Annotated in this window: 11 protein-coding genes; 8 read left to right on the forward strand and 3 right to left on the reverse strand. The window is 69.0% G+C overall.

Going from position 1 to position 17,531, the window contains the following annotated elements; translation table 11 throughout:
* Window positions 1-877 precede the first annotated feature (877 nt).
* Complete coding sequence (arfA, locus tag ACTWQI_RS15415; protein ID WP_443270824.1) at window positions 878-2,404, forward strand: arabinosylfuranosidase ArfA; 1,527 nt, start codon at window positions 878-880, stop codon at window positions 2,402-2,404.
* A 108-nt stretch (window positions 2,405-2,512) separates the two neighbouring features.
* On the opposite strand, the gene ACTWQI_RS15420 is transcribed toward arfA, so the two are convergent.
* On the reverse strand, window positions 2,513-3,730 hold the full coding sequence (locus ACTWQI_RS15420; RefSeq protein ID WP_443270826.1) for a hypothetical protein: 1,218 nt from the start codon (window positions 3,728-3,730) through the stop codon (window positions 2,513-2,515).
* Window positions 3,731-4,254: 524 nt separating this feature from the next.
* On the opposite strand from ACTWQI_RS15420, the gene ACTWQI_RS15425 reads away from it, so the two are divergent.
* The 3 genes from ACTWQI_RS15425 (at window position 4,255) to ACTWQI_RS15435 (ending at window position 7,542) form a co-directional block, all read left to right on the forward strand.
* Window positions 4,255-5,232 carry an arabinan endo-1,5-alpha-L-arabinosidase gene (locus ACTWQI_RS15425; protein ID WP_443270828.1) on the forward strand — a complete coding sequence of 326 codons (978 nt, stop codon included), beginning with the start codon at window positions 4,255-4,257 and terminating at the stop codon, window positions 5,230-5,232.
* A 258-nt stretch (window positions 5,233-5,490) separates the two neighbouring features.
* A complete protein-coding gene (locus ACTWQI_RS15430) occupies window positions 5,491-5,748 on the forward strand; it encodes a right-handed parallel beta-helix repeat-containing protein (protein WP_443271034.1) in 258 nt (85 codons plus the stop codon).
* 270 nt (window positions 5,749-6,018) lie between these two features.
* A complete protein-coding gene (locus tag ACTWQI_RS15435) occupies window positions 6,019-7,542 on the forward strand; it encodes a hypothetical protein (protein ID WP_443270830.1) in 1,524 nt (507 codons plus the stop codon).
* Window positions 7,543-7,619: 77 nt separating this feature from the next.
* Here ACTWQI_RS15435 and ACTWQI_RS15440 read toward each other — a convergent pair whose 3' ends face one another.
* Window positions 7,620-8,489: a LysR family transcriptional regulator gene (locus ACTWQI_RS15440; RefSeq protein ID WP_443270832.1), complete on the reverse strand. Its 870-nt coding sequence runs from the start codon at window positions 8,487-8,489 to the stop codon at window positions 7,620-7,622.
* A 140-nt stretch (window positions 8,490-8,629) separates the two neighbouring features.
* Between ACTWQI_RS15440 and ACTWQI_RS15445 the strand changes: the two genes are divergently transcribed.
* From ACTWQI_RS15445 to ACTWQI_RS15460, 4 genes are all read left to right on the forward strand, one after another.
* On the forward strand, window positions 8,630-9,439 hold the full coding sequence (locus ACTWQI_RS15445) for an EamA family transporter (RefSeq protein WP_443271036.1): 810 nt from the start codon (window positions 8,630-8,632) through the stop codon (window positions 9,437-9,439).
* 214 nt (window positions 9,440-9,653) lie between these two features.
* Window positions 9,654-12,146, forward strand: coding sequence for an RICIN domain-containing protein (locus ACTWQI_RS15450; RefSeq protein ID WP_443270833.1), 2,493 nt, complete (start codon window positions 9,654-9,656; stop codon window positions 12,144-12,146).
* A gap of 303 nt (window positions 12,147-12,449) precedes the next feature.
* Entirely contained in the window at window positions 12,450-14,195 is a 1,746-nt protein-coding gene (locus ACTWQI_RS15455) for a ricin-type beta-trefoil lectin domain protein (RefSeq protein ID WP_443271038.1), read from the forward strand.
* A 437-nt stretch (window positions 14,196-14,632) separates the two neighbouring features.
* Window positions 14,633-15,250 carry a cyclase gene (locus tag ACTWQI_RS15460; RefSeq protein WP_443270835.1) on the forward strand — a complete coding sequence of 206 codons (618 nt, stop codon included), beginning with the start codon at window positions 14,633-14,635 and terminating at the stop codon, window positions 15,248-15,250.
* Window positions 15,251-15,255: 5 nt separating this feature from the next.
* Here ACTWQI_RS15460 and ACTWQI_RS15465 read toward each other — a convergent pair whose 3' ends face one another.
* Window positions 15,256-17,223 (reverse strand): glycoside hydrolase family 9 protein, encoded by a 1,968-nt coding sequence (locus ACTWQI_RS15465; RefSeq protein ID WP_443270837.1) that lies wholly within the window; start codon window positions 17,221-17,223, stop codon window positions 15,256-15,258.
* Window positions 17,224-17,531: the final 308 nt, after the last annotated feature.

Consider the following 17,531-nt stretch of genomic DNA (forward strand, 5'->3'; position numbering starts at 1 on the left):
GATTGCCGACCAGAAAGTAGGGGCATGGCAAGGGCACGTCAATGCCTCTGTCGGCATCCACACACACCCGGTCGGCGACCGGAGAGGTGGATACCTTGAGGAACTCGCCAGGCGAACGGCGTCCGGCTGTCAGTGAGAAGCGCGGGCCGGCGTGTCATCTCCATCGATCAAGGCGCGCAACTCTCGCAGCGTCGGGGGGCCGGAACCAGGGCGGGTGCAGGTGACAGCAGCCGCGGTCGTCGCCATGCCGAGCAGTTGCAGCACGTCCCGTCGGGTGATGCCACGCAGGGCATCCCGGCGATCGCCCCGGGCGAGGCGAGCAGCAGGGGGCTCGCTGCGACGGCGGCCGTGGCGGCCGGCAGAGCAGGTCTGGGTTTGCCCACGCGTACGTACCTCCGGTACCTCGGAAGAGGCTCGAACATCTCCTGCCTACGCGAGGTCTGCCGTCTCAACTGGTCTGCAACAAGAGGGCGATTGCGCCGCTGCCCTCACAACTTCGGCTCGCCCCGTTCGGCTGGCGGGGAACTTCTGTGGATCCTGCGCAAAGCGTTGACGTGTCCAGCATCGGAACCTAACTTCCCGTCCGGAGTTCCGAGCGGCGTTCGACATTACGGACGCACGTGACGGACAACGCAGGACCTGTGGGGCGAGCACTTCTGGTCACCCTCCTACTTCGCCGGCCCATGCGGCGGGGCGCCGCGTGGTGAAGAAATACATCGAGAACCAGAAACGCCCCGACTGATCGGGGCGTAGCTTTCCGGTGGTGCGGCGCCGCTCCACGCCGCCGGGTCAAGGAGGCCGTTCCTCGCGGACGTGAAGGCCCGTGGTTCCCCGCCAGAACAGGCTGAATCCCGATCCTGTCGTGCGAAAGGACGCCATGTCCCACCCACTTACCGCCCGCTTCACCCTTGATCCCGCCTTCGCCGTCGGCGACGTCGACCCGCGGCTGTTCGGGTCCTTCGTCGAGCACCTCGGCCGGTGCGTCTACACCGGCATCTTCGAGCCCGGCCACCCGGCGGCCGGCGAGGACGGGCTGCGCAGCGACGTGCTGGAGCTGATCCGTGAGCTCGGTGTGACCGCGATCCGCTATCCGGGAGGAAACTTCGTCTCCGGCTATCGGTGGGAGGACTCCGTGGGCCCGGTGGATGAGCGGCCGCGGCGGCTGGACTTGGCGTGGCGGTCCACGGAGACGAACCGTTTCGGCCTGTCGGAGTTCATTTCGTTCGTGAAGAAGATCGGCCCGCAGGCGGAGCCGATGATGGCCCTCAACCTGGGCACCCGCGGGGTCGCCGAGGCCGTCCGGCTGCAGGAGTACGCCAACCACCCGTCCGGGACGGCGCTGTCCGACCTGCGTGTCTCCCATGGCGACAAGGATCCGTACGGCATCCGGTTGTGGTGCCTGGGCAACGAGATGGACGGGCCCTGGCAGACCGGGCACAAGACGGCCGAGGAGTACGGGCGGCTGGCCGCCGAGACCGCCCGCGCCATGCGGCAGATCGACCCGTCCGTCGAACTGGTCGCCTGCGGCTCCTCCGGCCAGTCGATGCCGACCTTCGCCGCATGGGAGGCCACGGTCCTCACCGAGACCTACGACCTCGTCGACTACATCTCGTTGCACGCGTACTACGAGGAACTCGACGGCGACCGGGACTCCTTCCTCGCCTCCGCCGTCGACATGGAGTCCTTCATCGACAACGTCGTCGCCACCTGCGACCACGTCGGGGCGAAACTCAAGTCCACGAAGAAGATCAACCTCTCCTTCGACGAGTGGAACGTCTGGTACCTCACCCGGTTCCAACAGCAGGAGCAGCGCAGCCCCCTGGACTGGCCGGAGGCGCCGCGGCTGCTGGAGGACAACTACTCCGTCACCGACGCCGTCGTCTTCGGCTCCCTGCTGATCGCCCTGCTCCGCCACGCCGACCGGGTCACGGTCGCCTGCCTCGCCCAACTGGTCAACGTCATCGCGCCGATCCTCACCGAACCGGGCGGCCCGGCCTGGCGGCAGACGACCTTCTTCCCCTTCGCCCAGGCCTCCCGCCACGGGCGCGGCCAAGTCCTCGAGGTACGGGTCGACTCGCCGACGTACGAGACCCAGCAGTACGGCGAAGTGCCACTGCTGCACGCCACCGCGGTCCGCGACCCGCAGACGGGTGCGGTCACCGTCTTCGCCGTCAACCGCAGCCAGACCGACCCCCTGCCCCTGGAAGTCGCCCTGCACGGCCTGCACGTGACCCGGCTCGTGGAGCACAGCGTCCTCGGGGACGCCGACCCGGACGCCCGAAACACCCTCGCCGCCCCGGAACGCGTCACCCCGCACCCTGCCGCCGAGGGCACCACCCTCACGAACGGCACCCTGCGCACCACCCTGGAGCCCATGTCCTGGAACATGATCCGGCTGACCTAGCTATTTCAGTACGCGTCGGCGGCGAGTTGACGAGCCATGAGAAGTGAAGAGTGCGCGTCCTGCGGACCGGCATCGGCACGGTCCGCAGGACGCCGCGAAGCCCGGCGTTCAGCAGATGTCCTGGCTGCTGTTGACGAGCCGGTTGTTGCGGAATGTCGTGTTCTCTCCGCAGGGGCTTTCCCTGATGGCCGAGTTGGTCACCGTGAGGTTCTGGACGGTGATGTCGCGGTTGTTCGGGAACGACGACCGCGCGGCCAGCCGGATCTCTCCGCCGCCCGTCACACTGCCGCTCCGGGCGGCGATGTTCACGTTGTAGCAGTTCTCGATCAGGATCGAGTTGTTGCCGGTGTTGGAGATGGTCACCTTGTCGATGACCGCGCCGCCGCTCTCGGAGACGCAGAAGACCCCGCGTCCACCGCGGCGGGCGATGACTTCGCCCACCCGGATGTTGGTGGGGTAGCTGCTGCCGACCCGGCCGTTGCGGTTGGCCATGCGGAACGCCGCGTAGCCGGTTCCGGCCCCCGCGTTGTCCGCGTCCACCTTGGTGACGGTGGCGTTGATGGTCTGGTTCAGCAGCAGGCCGGACTCGCCGACATTGCGGGCGGTGACGGTGCCGATGGTGATGCCGTCGACGCCGTACGTCTCCACCGCGTGGCTGCCCGCCCCGGACACGTAGACGTTGTCGATCCTGACGTTCTTGGTCCACTGGCTGGTGTCGCCGCGGTTGTCGATCCGGACGCCGAGGCCGCCCGACAGGCGCATGTCGATCTGGCCGAGGACGACGTTCTGGACGTTCCGCATGAAGATCCCGTACAACGGGTTGCCGGTGAGGTTCAGATGCTGGACCTCGATGTCCCGTGCGCCGCGAGCGTAGACCGGCGCCTGGTCGCCGGAGCCAGAGCCGGTCACGTTGATGGTGCCGCAGACGTCGAGCACGGTGTAGCTCGGCAGGGAGACCCGGGATCCCCGGCTGATGGAGCCCGAGCCGCGCACGACGACCCGTTCCTTGGAAGTACGCCCGGAGGTCAGGCTGTTGATCGCGGCCTGCATGGCCGCACGCATGTCGCCGCCGGTGTACACGACGCTGCTGCCGCGCCGAGCGGTCCACGTGCTGCCGTTCTTCACGGCCTCCGCCCGGTACGAGCCATCGCCGCAGTCGGCTGCGGCCTGCGGCGGGGCCTCAGCGGCGACCGGTTCCGCCGCCCGCTGCTCCTCATCAGCGGCGATCGCGGGGACCGTCACCGCGGCCGCGGTGACGAGAAGGGCGGTGACACCGGCGACGGCCATGCCGGTTCGGTTGATGCGGGGTGCTGCTCTGCGTCCCATTTTGATCTTCTCCTGTGGGGGGAGCCGGGCCCGTCGCCCGGCGCTGTGCACACGTCGTCGAATCCGATTCGAGTGAATCGATTCACTTCGAGGGCACCCGCGACCTAGGAAGAAAGCGGATCGGTTGCGGGTACCGAGAGGCGTGCCGCGAGGTAGTAAGCGGTTTCCATCGCGGGCCGGGAGTGTGGCTCCCGCGCCCTGGAACGTCAATAAGAACGCGGCCTTTCGTTACAGGGCCGCCGCACCTTCGCCCCGACGGGCGATCAGCAACCCCGGCGTTGATCCCTGCTGTCATCTGGTGCGGCATGGGCGACCTGGGCTGCGGCGGCCGCTCGCACGGTGGGGAGACGAACGAGGCGGTCAAGACCTGTGATCCAAAAGGGACATGGAGCGAAAGAAGGTCTCCGCGAAATGTTGACGCGCAAACCATTCGATTCTACGTTCCGTTCGGAATTGTGGTTGCTGTTCGTCATTACGAACGCAGGTACCCCACCGCAACCGCCCTCCCCGAAGGAGGAACCCCCATGAGCCGCAGTACGCCCCGGAGAACAACCCTCCTCGCCCTGCCCGCCGCTCTCCTCCTCGCCCTGATGCCGGCCGGAGCCGCCGCCTACCCCAACCCCGGCCATGTCACCGGCGACATCGTCGTCCACGACCCGACGATGATCAGAGCCTCCGACGGCCAGTACCTGCTCTACTCCACCCACGGCTACATCGAGGCCCGCATGTCCACCGACCGGATCACCTTCCGCCGGGCCGGCAACGCCTTCAACTCGCCGCCGTCCTGGTGGTCCCGGTACTCCCCCGGCAACGACGCCTGGGCGCCGGACATCTCGTACCACGGCGGCAGCTACCGGATGTACTACTCCCTCTCCACCTTCGGCTCCCGGAACTCCGCGATCGGTCTCGCCACCTCCACCAGCGGAAAGCCCGGCACCTGGACCGACCGGGGAGCCGTCTACACCTCCAGCTCCTCCAGCGACTACAACGCCATCGACCCGCACCTCTTCGTCGACGACGACGGCAAGTGGTGGCTGACCTTCGGCTCCTGGTGGACCGGGATCAAAATGATCCGTATCGACCCGTCCACGGGTAAGCAGCACGCCTCCGACACCACTCGCTACTCCCTCGCCTCCCGCCCGACCGGTACCAAGGCCATCGAAGGACCCACGCTGGTCAAGCGGAACGGGTACTACTACCTGTTCGCCTCGTACGACACCTGCTGCGCCGGCACCAACAGCACGTACAAGATCAAGGTCGGCCGCGCCACCAAGCCCACCGGCCCGTTCTATGACAGGAACGGAGTCAGCATGATGAACAACGGCGGCACGTTGGTCCTGGAGAGCCACGGCCGCTACATCGGGCCCGGCGGACAGCACGTCATGAAGGACGTCGACGGCGATCTGCTCGTCTACCACTACTACGACGGCCAGGCGAACGGCACGCCCAAGCTCGGGGTCAACCTCCTGAACTGGAGCAGCGGATGGCCCGTCGCCTACTGATCCTGCTGCTCTCCCAGCACTGGCTGAGGTGCGCGGTGCTGGGCGCGCCGACCGGCCCCGACGCCGACGCGGCCTGGTGACGGCCACCCCTGCCCCCGGCTGGGCAGCCACCTTAAGGCCCCGGCCGCGCGGTCTCCCGAGGCCCTGACCAAGCAGCCACCCGAACCCCTGACCAGCGGAGGAAGCTCATGAGAGGCAAGCTCAGACTGGGCAAACGGACCGCAGCCGTGGTGGCGACGCTCGCCGCCCTTGACCTTCGTGGCGACCGACTCCGCGGCGTTCGCCGCGGCGACGACGTACTACGTGGCGCCCACCGGCAATGACGCCAACGCCGGCACGTCGGCGGCCGCGCCGTTACGCACCATCTCCAGGTGCGCCGCCCTCGCCGTGGCGGGCGATACCTGCCAGATCGCGGCGGGCACCTACCGGGAGACGGTGACGCCGCCCCGGTCGGGCACCGCCGGTGCGCCGATCACGTTCACCGCCACCCCCGGCGACTACATCCAGCTCGACTGAGCATGCCGCGGACCCGCCCCGGTCGAGCGCGGCCGCGGTCCCCGGGACCTTCATGTGTCCCTCGTCCAACGGCCGTCGGAGTCTGCCGCCGCAGGTCCTGGCCGCGTCGGTGTCGTTCTTCAAGCCCGTCCGGTGCTGAGGACCGGCGCGGCGGCAGGCTCTCACACGCTCCTGGCCCTCCGCGCCGGGGAGTTGGCCTTGGCGAAGGCAACCTTCCAGCCAACGGCGGCAACTCACGGCGACAGCGCCCCCTTGAGGAACGGTTGCAGAATGGTACGTACCAAAGCCCAGGCGACCCGGCGCCGGCGTCGCGGTCGCAGCCCGCAGCTGATCGCGGTGGCGGGTGGCGCCGCGCTGGCCGTGGCTGCCTACGGCACGGCATCGGCGATGATCGACGAAACGGGCGACAAGCCGCGGGGCACGGTCTCCGCCTCTCCCGCCGCCTTACCTTCCGCCAGCGCCTCGACGAGCCCGCCGACCGCGATCGACAAGGTTGCCACCGCGCAGCCGAAGTCGGCTGCACCCGCGTCTCTGGCCAACCGGCTGGAGCTCACCACCGTCACGCTGCCGAAGAAGCTGTCGTACCTCGAAGGGGGCTACAACCGCGTGCCCGAGTGGACCCGCGTCGACACGGCTGTCGCCGCCGACGGCACCGTCCGTGTCGCGTGGCCTGCGGCTGACGGCGTCCACGTCACGACACTCACGAAGGCCATGAAGCGCAGCGGTTCCGACACCGTCGTCGCGGGCGCGAAGGAGATCGGCGGACTGATGGCGCACAACGACGGGTTCGCGCTCCTCACCCGGGTCGCCGACAGCAACAAGTGGAAGGAGACGGCGGCCGCTGTCATCCGTTACAAGAACGGCAAGCGGGCGTTCACCAGAAGACTCACTGGCGCGGCGAGCCACGACACCGCTCCGGTGCTGGACGGCCAGTTGAAGTGGAACGGTTCGAAGTACGGCGCGTACTTCGTCGTCCACGGCGCAGGTGGTCCGGCCGACGGCCACTTCGGCGACAAGCTGGCGTATGTCAGTGCCCGCGGCGCGAAGCTCGGTGGCGGCTGGAACTGGGGTTGCAGCCACAACGAGGGCATCGCCCTGTTTCCTGAGCAGAACGGGCCGTTCACCTCCCTGTGCCACGACGACTGGAGGTCCGGTCTTTTCGTCAGCACCGGTATCGGGGCCCCCGAGACCGCACCCGTCGTCCAGCGCGAGGAGTGCTGGGCGGGCTACTGCGGCGGCACGTTCCCGGGGCGTACGGGCGCGCTGGTGAAATCGGCCACCGGGCGGTACGCGACCGCATTCGGCTCTCGCGGGGCGGCGAAGGCGGTGAAGAATCCCGATGACGCCACCGGCCGCGGCTGGAAGGTCACGCCGAGGTGGAAGACCCACCAGGTCGCGGTGGCCTTTCTTAAGAACCGGTCGACGCCCGCCGGAAAGCCGGTGTATCTCACCAACGTCCCGGGGACCGAGCACGTCAACGTGCGCATAGCCCCGTACGGGAGAGACCGGCTGCTCGTGTCATGGGAGACGCTCGCGAACCCGCGGTGTGCGAAGGGCACGTGCACCGGGCGGTTTACCGGGACACGTCTCCGTCTGATCGACTACGACGGGAAGTTCCGCTCCCGCGAGCGGCTGATGAAGGCCCGGCTCGCCGGTGACATCGGAGTCCTCCCGGACGGTGACCTGGTGTGGGCGTATGCGTCGGCGACGCCCGACTACGAGGCGCCGCTGAGCTCTTCCCCCACCACGGCCAAACTGACCGTCGCACGGCTGAACCTCTCCGCCGGCGGCTGAACGTACGGCCGACCGGACCCCCGGCCGTCGGCTGTCAGCAACCGAAGTCGCGGACATGGGGGCTGTTCGCTCGGGCGTCAGGCGTCTTCGCGGTAGAGGTCGGCGAGCAGGGCGACGGCGGCGTGGGTGGCCGGGTGGGGGTCGTGTCGGCGCCAGATGAGGTGGACGGGGATGGGGTCGGCGTCGCGCAGGGGGCGGTAGGCGATGCCGTCGCGGCGGTACTGGGTGGCGGTGGCCTGCGGGGTGACGCCGACGCAGCGGCCGGTGGCGATGGCGGCGAGCCAGTCGTCGATGTCGTGGGTGTACTCCACGGCGGGGCGGGCGCCTTCGGGCCACAGGTCCAAGGTGGTGGTGCCGGTGCGGCGGTCCACCACCAGGGTGCGTTCACAGATCTCCTCCAGGCGGACGCTGCGGCGCTTGGTCCACGGATCGTCCGAGGCGAGGGTGAGGTAGCGGCGCTCGTGGCCGACGAGGGCGTGGGCGTAGCGGCGGGTGTCGATTGCGGTGCGGAGGACGGCCAGGTCGCACAGTCCCTCGGCGAGGCCGGCGGTGGGGGTGTTGTGGCGGATCAGGTGGAGTTCGACGTCGGGGTAGCGGTCGTGCCAGCGGCGCTGGAACTCGGCGGTGTGGCGGCCCAGCGCGGACCAGGCGTGTCCGATGCGCAGCCGGGTGTGGCCGGTGGTGGCCTGGCGGACCAGTTCGTCGGCCTCGGCGAGTAGGTGGCGGGCGCGGGCGAGGACCTGCACGCCGGCGGTGGTAGGGGTGAGAGTGCGGCTGGTGCGGTGCAGCAGTCGCACGCCGAGGATCTGCTCCAGCGCGAGCAGTGTGCGGGAGACCGCGGCCTGGGAGACGCCGAGCTCGATCGCGGCGTCGGTGAAGCTGCCGGTGTCGACGATCGCGACCAGGCAGCGCAGGTGCCGCAGCTCCGGCTCCGTACGACCATTCATGCGTCCAGAGTATAGATGGCGCATCGGATGCATTTCTCTCATGCGTCGGCGTGGCGGATGGTCGTGCCATGGCAATCGAAGCGCGCACAGAGACGACGGCGGCCACCGCAGCGCAGGCGACGTTGCCCCGATGGTCCGGGATGGCGCTGATGGTCGGCAGCGGCCTGTCCAACCAGGTCGGAGCATCGGTCGCCGCGCTCGCCTTCCCGACCCTCGGGCCGGCGGGAGTGGTGGCGGTGCGCCAGTGGGTGGCCGCAGCGGTGCTGCTGAGCGCCGGCCGGCCGAAGCTGCGTGCGTTCACCGCTGCGCAGTGGCGGCCGGTGCTGGGGCTCGCCGCAGTCTTCGCGACCATGAACCTGACGCTGTATGCGGCGATCGACCGGATCGGGCTCGGCCTTGCGGTCACCCTGGAGTTCCTGGGTCCGCTCACTGTAGCGCTGGCGAGCTCCCGCCGCCGTATCGATCTGGCCTGTGCTCTCGCCGCCGCGGCGGGCGTAGTGGTCCTCACCCGCCCGCGGCCCAGCACGGACTACCTCGGCATCGGGCTGGCGCTGCTCGCCGCCGTCTGCTGGGGCTGTTACATCCTGCTCAACCGTACGGTAGGTGAGCGCCTGCCCGGGCTGCAGGGATCGGCCGCCGCCGCAGCCGTCTCCGGCCTGCTCTACCTGCCCGTCGGCGCCGCTGTCCTGTGGCTCCACCAGCCCACCGTCGGCGCCCTGCTGTGCGCGCTGGCCGCGGGCGTGCTGTCCTCCGCGGTGCCGTTTCTCGCCGACCTGCTCGCGCTGCGCCGGGTTCCCGCCCGCTTCTTCGGGATCTTCATGAGCGTCAACCCGGTGTTCGCGTCCCTCGTCGGCATGCTTGTCCTCAGCCAGCACCTCGACCCGGCGTCGTGGCTGGCCATTGCCGTGATCGTCACGGCCAACGCCGTTGCCGTGGGCACCGGCCGGTGACGTGTCGGCGTATCCCATTGGCACATGCGAAATGTTCACGAAGCAACACACTCGCCGCAAGGGTTGACGCGAGCATGCCCTAACTCCACACTCGGCTACCGACCCAGCGGTGCTGACCAGCCGCAATCCTCCCGCAATCCGAAGAATCCAAAACGAATCCCTCTTCGAGCGTGCGACAACGTTGTCGATGTCCCGTCCCCGATGGAGGCACCGCATGGCGACACCCCTCAACGCCCGGTTCTCGCGGCGCACAGACGGTCAAGGTGTGAACGCGATGCGGGCCCTCGTTCTGCGCGTCCTCGCTGTTGTCCTCGCACTCCTGGCATCCGCGCTGGGACCCACCGAGGCTGCGCAGGCCGCGACCACCATCACCATCAACGGCGCTGCGGCCGGCCGCACCTTCGACGGCGTGGGTGCGATCAGCGGCGGCGGAGGCAACTCCAAGCTGCTCTACGACTACGCCGAGCCGCAGCGCAGCCACATCCTCGACTACCTGTTCAAACCGGGCTACGGGGCCGCGATATCGCTGCTCAAGGTGGAGATCGGCGGCGACGCCAACTCCACCGACGGTGCCGAGCCCAGCCATATGCACACCGCCACCGACCAGAACTACCAGCGCGGCTACGAGTGGTGGCTGATGAAGGAGGCCAAGGCCCGCAACCCGAACATCAAGCTGGCCGCGCTGGCGTGGGCGGCTCCGGGCTGGATCGGCACGTCCGACGTGTGGACACAGAACATGATCACCTACCTGATCAACTATCTGCGCGGTGCCCGGGACGTCCATGGACTCACGATCGACTATCTCGGCGGGTGGAACGAGAACGGCTGGAACACAACCTGGTTCGTCAACTTACGCAACGCGCTCGACGCGAACGAGTTCGGCCATGTGCAGCTCGTCGGCGCGGACAGCGGGTGGGACGTGGTGGGCGACATGCAGAGCAACGCGGCGTTCAGAAGCGCGATCGACATCGTCGGAGCGCACTACCCCTGCCGGGGCGTCTCCGAGTCGACCGGCGACGTGTGCGAGTCGACGGAGGCTGCGCGGAACATCGGCAAGCCGCTGTGGGCCAGCGAGAACGGGTCGCAGGACGCCAACGCCGGCGGCCCGGTGATGGCCCGTCAGCTGAGCCGCGGCTATATCGACGCGAAGATGACCGCGTACATGAACTGGCCGCTGATCGCGGCACTCCCGCCTGGCCTGCCCTTCCAGACCACCGGGCTGATGGTGGCGCCGCAGCCCTGGTCGGGCCAGTACAGCCACGGCAAGAGCCTGTGGGTGCAGGCGCACTGGAACCAGTTCGCCCAGCCGGGGTGGCAGTTCATCGACTCGGCCAGCGGGTACCTCTCGAGCGATCGCAACATCGGCAGCTATGTGACGCTCAAGGCGCCCGGCAACGGCAACTACACCACCATCATCGAGACCACCCGCGCCACCGCGACCGAGCAGTTCACCGCCACCGTCACGGGTGGGCTGCCCACCGGGTCGCTGCGGGTGTGGGCGTCCAACCTGAACTCCGACAACCAGGCCGATTGGTTCGTACGCCAGCCGGACATCACACCGTCCGGCGGCACTTGGTCGCTGACCCTCCAACCCGGCCGGGTCTACTCGATCAGCACGACCACCGGCCAGGGCAAGGGCTCGGCGACCGGGTCGGCGGCAGCGGCCTTCCCCCTGCCGCACACCGACACCTTCGAGTCGTACGCATCCGGACGGTTGGCGCGGTACCTCACCGACCAGCACGGATCCTTCGAGACGGTCGGCTGCGGCGGCGGCCGCACCGGGCAGTGCGTGCGGCAGATGGCGCCGGTCGCGCCGATCCCGTGGCACCCGCACCAAAGCCCCGCCTACGCGCTGATCGGCGACAATTCGCTGACCAACTACACCGTGCAGTCCGATGTGATGTTCGAGCAGACAGGCGGCTCGGTGGCGCTCATCGGCCGGTTCGGTGCCCGCGAGTACTGGCAGGTGGGGCAGCTCAACGCCTACTACCTGAAGGTCGGGCAGGGCGGTGGCTGGCAGATCCTGCGCGGTGACACGGGCGGAGGGATGACGGTGCTCGCCTCCGGTACGCGTGCGGCGCTGGGCTCGGGAACCTGGCACACGGTCGCGTTCCGGCTCCAGGGGTCGACGCTCACCGCGATCGTCGACGGCGTGACGCTGGGCAGCGCCAACGACTCCACGTACGGATTGGGGCCGGCCGGCATGGCGGTCGGAGTGGGTGAGAGCAATATCGCCACCCGCTGGCGGACCGTGCAGTTCGACAACCTGTCCATCACCCCGGGCACGACCACGACCTACAAGATCGTCAACCGCAACAGCGGCAAGGTCCTGGGGGTCGCGGGCAGTTCGACAGCGGACGGAGCCCAGATCGTGCAGCAGACCGACACCGGCGCGAGGAGCCAGCGCTGGCGCACGGTCCAGTCCGGCGCCTACGTCCAGATCGTCAACGTGGGCAGCGGCAGGGCCCTCGACGTGCCCGGCTTCTCCACGACCCAAGGCACGCAGCTCGTCCAGTGGACCGTCAACAGCGGCGCCAACCAGCAGTGGACCCTCGGCACGGCCGCCGACGGCTACAACACGCTGGTCAACCGGCACAGCGGATACCTGGCGGACATCACCGGCGGCTCGACAGCCGACGACACCGCGGTCATCCAGTGGCCGGGAAACGGTGGGGCCAACCAGCAGTGGCAGCTCGTGGCGTCCTAAAGGAGGCTTTGCATGAGAAAGGCAATGACAGGCGTCGTGACGCTGGCGCTGACCGCGCTCATGGCGCTGGCGGGTACGGCGCAACCGGCGGCGGAGGCCGCCGCAGCGGACGCCGCCGCGGCGAACCCCGTGGTCGCGATCTCCCCGAACGACACCCCCGCACAGATCCGGGCCAAGGCGGCCACCGTAACGCCCGCGCCCCGCCAACTCGCATGGCAACGGCAGGAGCTGACCGCGTTCATCCACTTCGGCGTCAACACCTGGACGACCCGCGAACACGGCACGGGCACCGAGGATCCCAACATCTTCCAGCCCACCGAGCTGAACACCGACCAGTGGGTCACCGCGCTGAAGAACGCGGGCTTCAAGTCGGTGATCCTCACCGCCAAGCACCACGACGGGTTCCTGCTGTTCCCGTCCCGGTACACCGACCACAGCGTGGAATCGACGTCGTGGCGTGACGGCAAGGGCGACGTCGTCCGTGACCTCGCCGAATCCGCCCGCGAACAAGGCCTCGGGCTCGGCCTGTACGTCTCTCCGGCCGACTTGCACGAGGCCCAGCCCGGGGGCAGGTTCGCCAACAACAGCCCGGCCACGCCCCGCACCATCCCCACCCACCCCGCGGACGTCGTGGACGGCCGGACGTTCTCCGTCACCGCCGACGACTACAACACGCTCTTCATGAACAACCTCTACGAACTGCTGACCCGCTACGGCGACGTGGCCGAGGTGTGGTGGGACGGGGCCAACCCGACCGGCAGGGAACAGCCGTACAACTACACCGACTGGACCCGCATCGTGCGGATGCTGCAGCCGAACGCGGTGATCTTCCAGGACATCGACATGCGCTGGGTCGGCAACGAGGACGGCGTCGGGCGGCCTTCCGAGTGGTCGCCGACACCGCTCGTGGGCGACCCCGCGACCGCGGCCGACCGGTTCCTCGAGCCCGAGGACGAGCGGGCCGAGGACCTCGCCGGTGACGCCGTGCTCGGCCAGCGCAAGGCCGACGGGACGAGCAAGTGGAACCTGCTGCGCTGGACCCCCGCGGAATGCGACACGTCGATCATGGTCGACGGCTGGTTCTGGCCGACGAACGTGATGAAGACACCGGCGCAGCTGGAGAACCAGTACTACACCTCGGTCGGGCGCAACTGCCAGCTCCTGCTCAACTTCGGGCCCGACCGGCGCGGGCTGATCGACCAGCAGCAGCTGGACGCCCTGTCCACCCTCCACCGGACGATCTCGGGCACGTTCGAGACCGACCTGACCGCCGGGGCCGCGGCCGCCAATGACACGGGCACCGACAACTCCGCCGGGCACGCGCCCGCCGCAGCTCTCGACGGCAACCTGGACACCTCGTGGCAGCCGACCGCCGATACGGGGGCGCTGGTGCTGGATCTGGCCGGCCAGAAGACGTTCGACGTGATCTCCGTCCAGGAGGACCTGAATATCGGGATGCGGACCCAGGGCTTCGCGGTGGACCGCTGGACCGGCACCGCCTGGGCCCAGATCGCCGCCGACACCACGGTCGGCCACAAGAAGCTGGTCCGGCTGAGCGAACCGGTGACCACGGACCGGATCCGGCTGCGGATCACCGCCTCGCGGGCCGCCCCGGCGATCGCCTCGTTCGGCCTGTTCAAGCGAGGGCCCGGCAGCACCCAGCCCGGGATCAGCGGCCCGATCAGGTCCGGTCTTGCCGGCAAGTGCCTGAACAACAGCGGCGGCAGCGACGCCGACGGGAACCCCGTGCAGATCCACGACTGCAACGGCAGCGCCGGCCAGCTGTGGACGGTCAACAGCGACGGCACGGTGCAGATCCTCGGGAAGTGCCTGGATGTCTACGGCGGCAGCACATCCAACGGCGCGCAGGGCCAGCTCTACACGTGCCACGGCGGGAGCAACCAGAAGTGGCAGTACTCGGGCGGCACGCTCGTCAACCCGCAATCCGGCCGCTGCTTGGACGTGCCCGGCGCCAACTCGACCAACGGCACCCGAGTGGTCCTATGGGACTGCAACGGCGGCGCAAACCAGCGTTGGGGATCGTTCTAGCGCAACGGGTCGGGGAAGCGGGCCATGTGCTCGGCGATCTGCTCGATCAAGAACGCGACCTGGGGCGCAACGGGTGAGCCGGACGACTGGACCGGTTTCGGCCATTGCCACAACGGCTCCTTCCCTTCGCAAGATCACCGTCTTATCTTCCGCCTGTCATGTACGCACCACCCGACCCAACGCAGGGCGACGGCCGCACGAACCCGACCGGCGCCGCGGAGAAGACGATCGGCCCCGCGGCGCAGGAGACCGCCAACGGGTCACGCGTGTCTTCGGCCACCCGACAACGCCAACCTGAGGGTCGGCGCCGGCAGCGATAAAGCGGACCGACGCCGACGATCAGGAGGGCAGTCCGGCTCGACGACCACCGCCGTCACCTGCTTCATCCCCCTCGGCGATCAGGGCCCTCTGCCTCGCCTGACCGGAAGGTGAACGTCATGCGCTACCCCCACACATCCTCTGCCGCGCTGGCCGCAGGCGCCGCAGCGCTCACCCTGCTGCTCGCTCCCACCACGGCCCACGCCGCGGTCGTGCCCATCACGTTCGACTGCGAGGCCCGCCCGCCCATCGGCGACCCCCGCCCGTCCACGCAGACAAGCGAGGTGGACGCCACCGCCCCGGCCAGCGGCGCACCCGGCGGCGCCTTCGACATCCGCCTGGCCCCCGGCGTCATGAGCGTGCCCACCGACGTGGAGGGCTACAAGGTCAAGGAGATCAAAGACATCAAGCAGTACACCGCCATCACGGGCGCGAGTATCAACTCGGCGAGACTCGACGGCGGTTCGCACCCCTCCAGCGCCAGCGTCTCCGGCAGCAAGATCGCCGTGAGCATCCCCGGGCCCGTGCCCGGCGGATCTACGCTCACTCCGCCCGTACTCACCGCAAGCGTCACCGCCGGCGAGAGCGGCACCGTGGTGTCCAAGGTCGCCGGGACCAGCTACAGCGACCCGGGATTGACGTTCACCGCAGTGGTCTCGGCCGGGTTTGATGTCGACGTGCCTGTGTCCTGCTTCCCGAACCCCAGCCCTGAGCTGACCAACACGGCGATCGGCTAGCACCGTCAACGGCTGCGGCGGGCGGGGACGTCCGCAACGTCCCGCCGCAGCCCGTCGACCGGATCCGATGACCTCCCGCCCGAGGATGAAGGCGAACGCCAGTACGTGGCCTCGCACGCAGGCGAGGGCGTGGTGTCCGTATCGCGTTCGGCGGCGTAGGCGGCGAGCCAGGCCAGCGGGGCGTTCCAGTTGATCGCGACTTCGTTGGTGGAGTACGAGCCGATGTCGTCGATGTAGCAGGCCGCGGGCTTGCAGCCGGACAGGCGCTCCTGGGCGACCGGGTCCTGCAGTGCCGCGTTGGGGCCGCCCGCGAGGGATCCCGCCGGAGGGTTGGGCAGCGATGAGTCGAGCTGGTGCGCCCAGAAGCGGTGGTGCTGATTGCGGGCGAACTCCTCGCCGTAACCGGTGACGTACGACAGCCCGAGCGTGTTGCGGCCCAGCAGATAGTCCAGCGCCTCCAGCACCCCGGCGCGGTAGCGCTGTTGCCCGGTCAGCTCATGGGCTACGGCCATGACGATCGCATTGTTGGTGACTTGGCTGTTGGAGCCCCAGACGTACGCCGAGACGGGGATCGGCACCGCATAGCCCTGGCCGGCCATCGTGGACAGATACCCGTCGGCCGCGGCCGCCACCGAGGAGCGCAGCCGGGTGATGTCGGACGCCGGCAGCGAGTTCGGCACGGTCGCCAGGGTGATCCTGCCGAGTGCGGCGGTATCGGCCCAGTTGAAGCCGGACGAGGTGAAGGCGCCTGCGGAAGTGTGCCACGAGGATGAGGTGACCGCGTCCCGGTAGGCGCTCTCCCCGGTCGTCGCGTACAGCTCGGCAGCCGCCCAGTAGAACTCGTCGGTGGCCTGGGAGTCGCCGTACGCGCCGCCGCCCGTGTTGTCGGAATCCGGCGCGTACACGGCGGGGTTGGCCTGGGCCGCGGCCCAGGCCCGGCGCGCTGCCGTCAGGCACCGGTCGGCGTAGGCGGCGTCGTACGGGGCGAAGACCCGGGCGCACTGGGCGGCGGTGGCCGCGAGATTGAGCGTCGCCGCGGTGGAGGGGCGGTGGAGCTCACGCTGCTGGGCGTCCAGCTCGGGGCGCGTGGGTAGCCCGGTCCAGGCGGCGTCATGGATCTTGTGGAACGCCATACCGGCGTACGGCTTGCCCTCCGGTATCTGCATCCGCATCAGGAAGTCCAGCTCCCAGCGCGCCTCGTCCAGCACATCGGGTGTGCCGTTGCCGCGCTCGGGAACGCGCAGCGTGGAGTCGCCCAGCGCGCTCTCGGTGCCGGACCGTTTCGCCCGCTCGAAGGAGTTGACCACCAGCCACGTGGAGATACCGCCGTTGACCACGTACTTGCCGTGGTCGCCCGCGTCGTACCAGCCGCCCCTGACGTCCAGCGAGTAGTCGCACACCCCGGCCTGGCAGGGAACGCTGGTGTCGCCCTTGTTCGGTGCAACCCCGAGATGGCCGGCCGGCCGCGCGTAGGGGGAACCCACGAGCGAGGCCTCGATGGGAAGCCCGCTCCGTTGGTGGTAGAAGAAGGCCATCGCGTCCGAGCGCAGCCCGTCGTAGAGGTCCGCGCGGATGTCGAAGGCATGACTGCTGCGCCCGTCGACCGACAGGACGTATCCCGTGCCCGCCCCGGTGAACGAGGAGAAGTCGGCCATGTGGGTCGAGTCGCCGGATGCCGCGTCCGTGCCGCGTACGACGGTCGAGCCGGACGCCACCACTGCGCCGGAGGCGTCCGGTAACTGCCAGGGGAGCGGCTGTGTGGCGGAGGTGACGACCGTCGCCCGTTTGGGGCCGTCCGGCAGATAGCCCGCCTGATTGGTCCGTAAGGGGGACGCTGCCGCAGCCCGTTCGACGGCGGTCGCGAGCCCAGCGGCTCCGGGGGCGGTCGTCAGACACCCGACGAGCACCGTCGTCGCCAGCAGGACGGACGAGAGGCGTTTCGGGCACTGCATGAAGGACGGGACAACAGGCATGGAGCGGCTCCCAGTGCTTCGAGATGAGACGGAGGATGCCGTCTCGAGGAGGCGGCAGAAGGTGCGGGAGCGCTCCCAAATCGGAGCATCGCATGGGCATGCCGGCTCGTCAATTGAGCGGCGGTCCTCGGCGGCTTCCGGCCGATGTGGCGTGAGGCGCAGAAGTGAGCGGTCGGACTCTTGACGGGCGACTGTGTCACACCGTCAGAATCTGTGTAATCACGAGCGGTTGTGATTGCTTGTGGGCTCTTGTGTGCGCAACGAAGTGACGTGGAGCGCTCCCTGAAGGCTCGAGGCACGTCCTGAGG

This window comes from Streptomyces sp. KR80 (assembly GCF_052245555.1).
Lineage (GTDB): Bacteria > Actinomycetota > Actinomycetes > Streptomycetales > Streptomycetaceae > Streptomyces.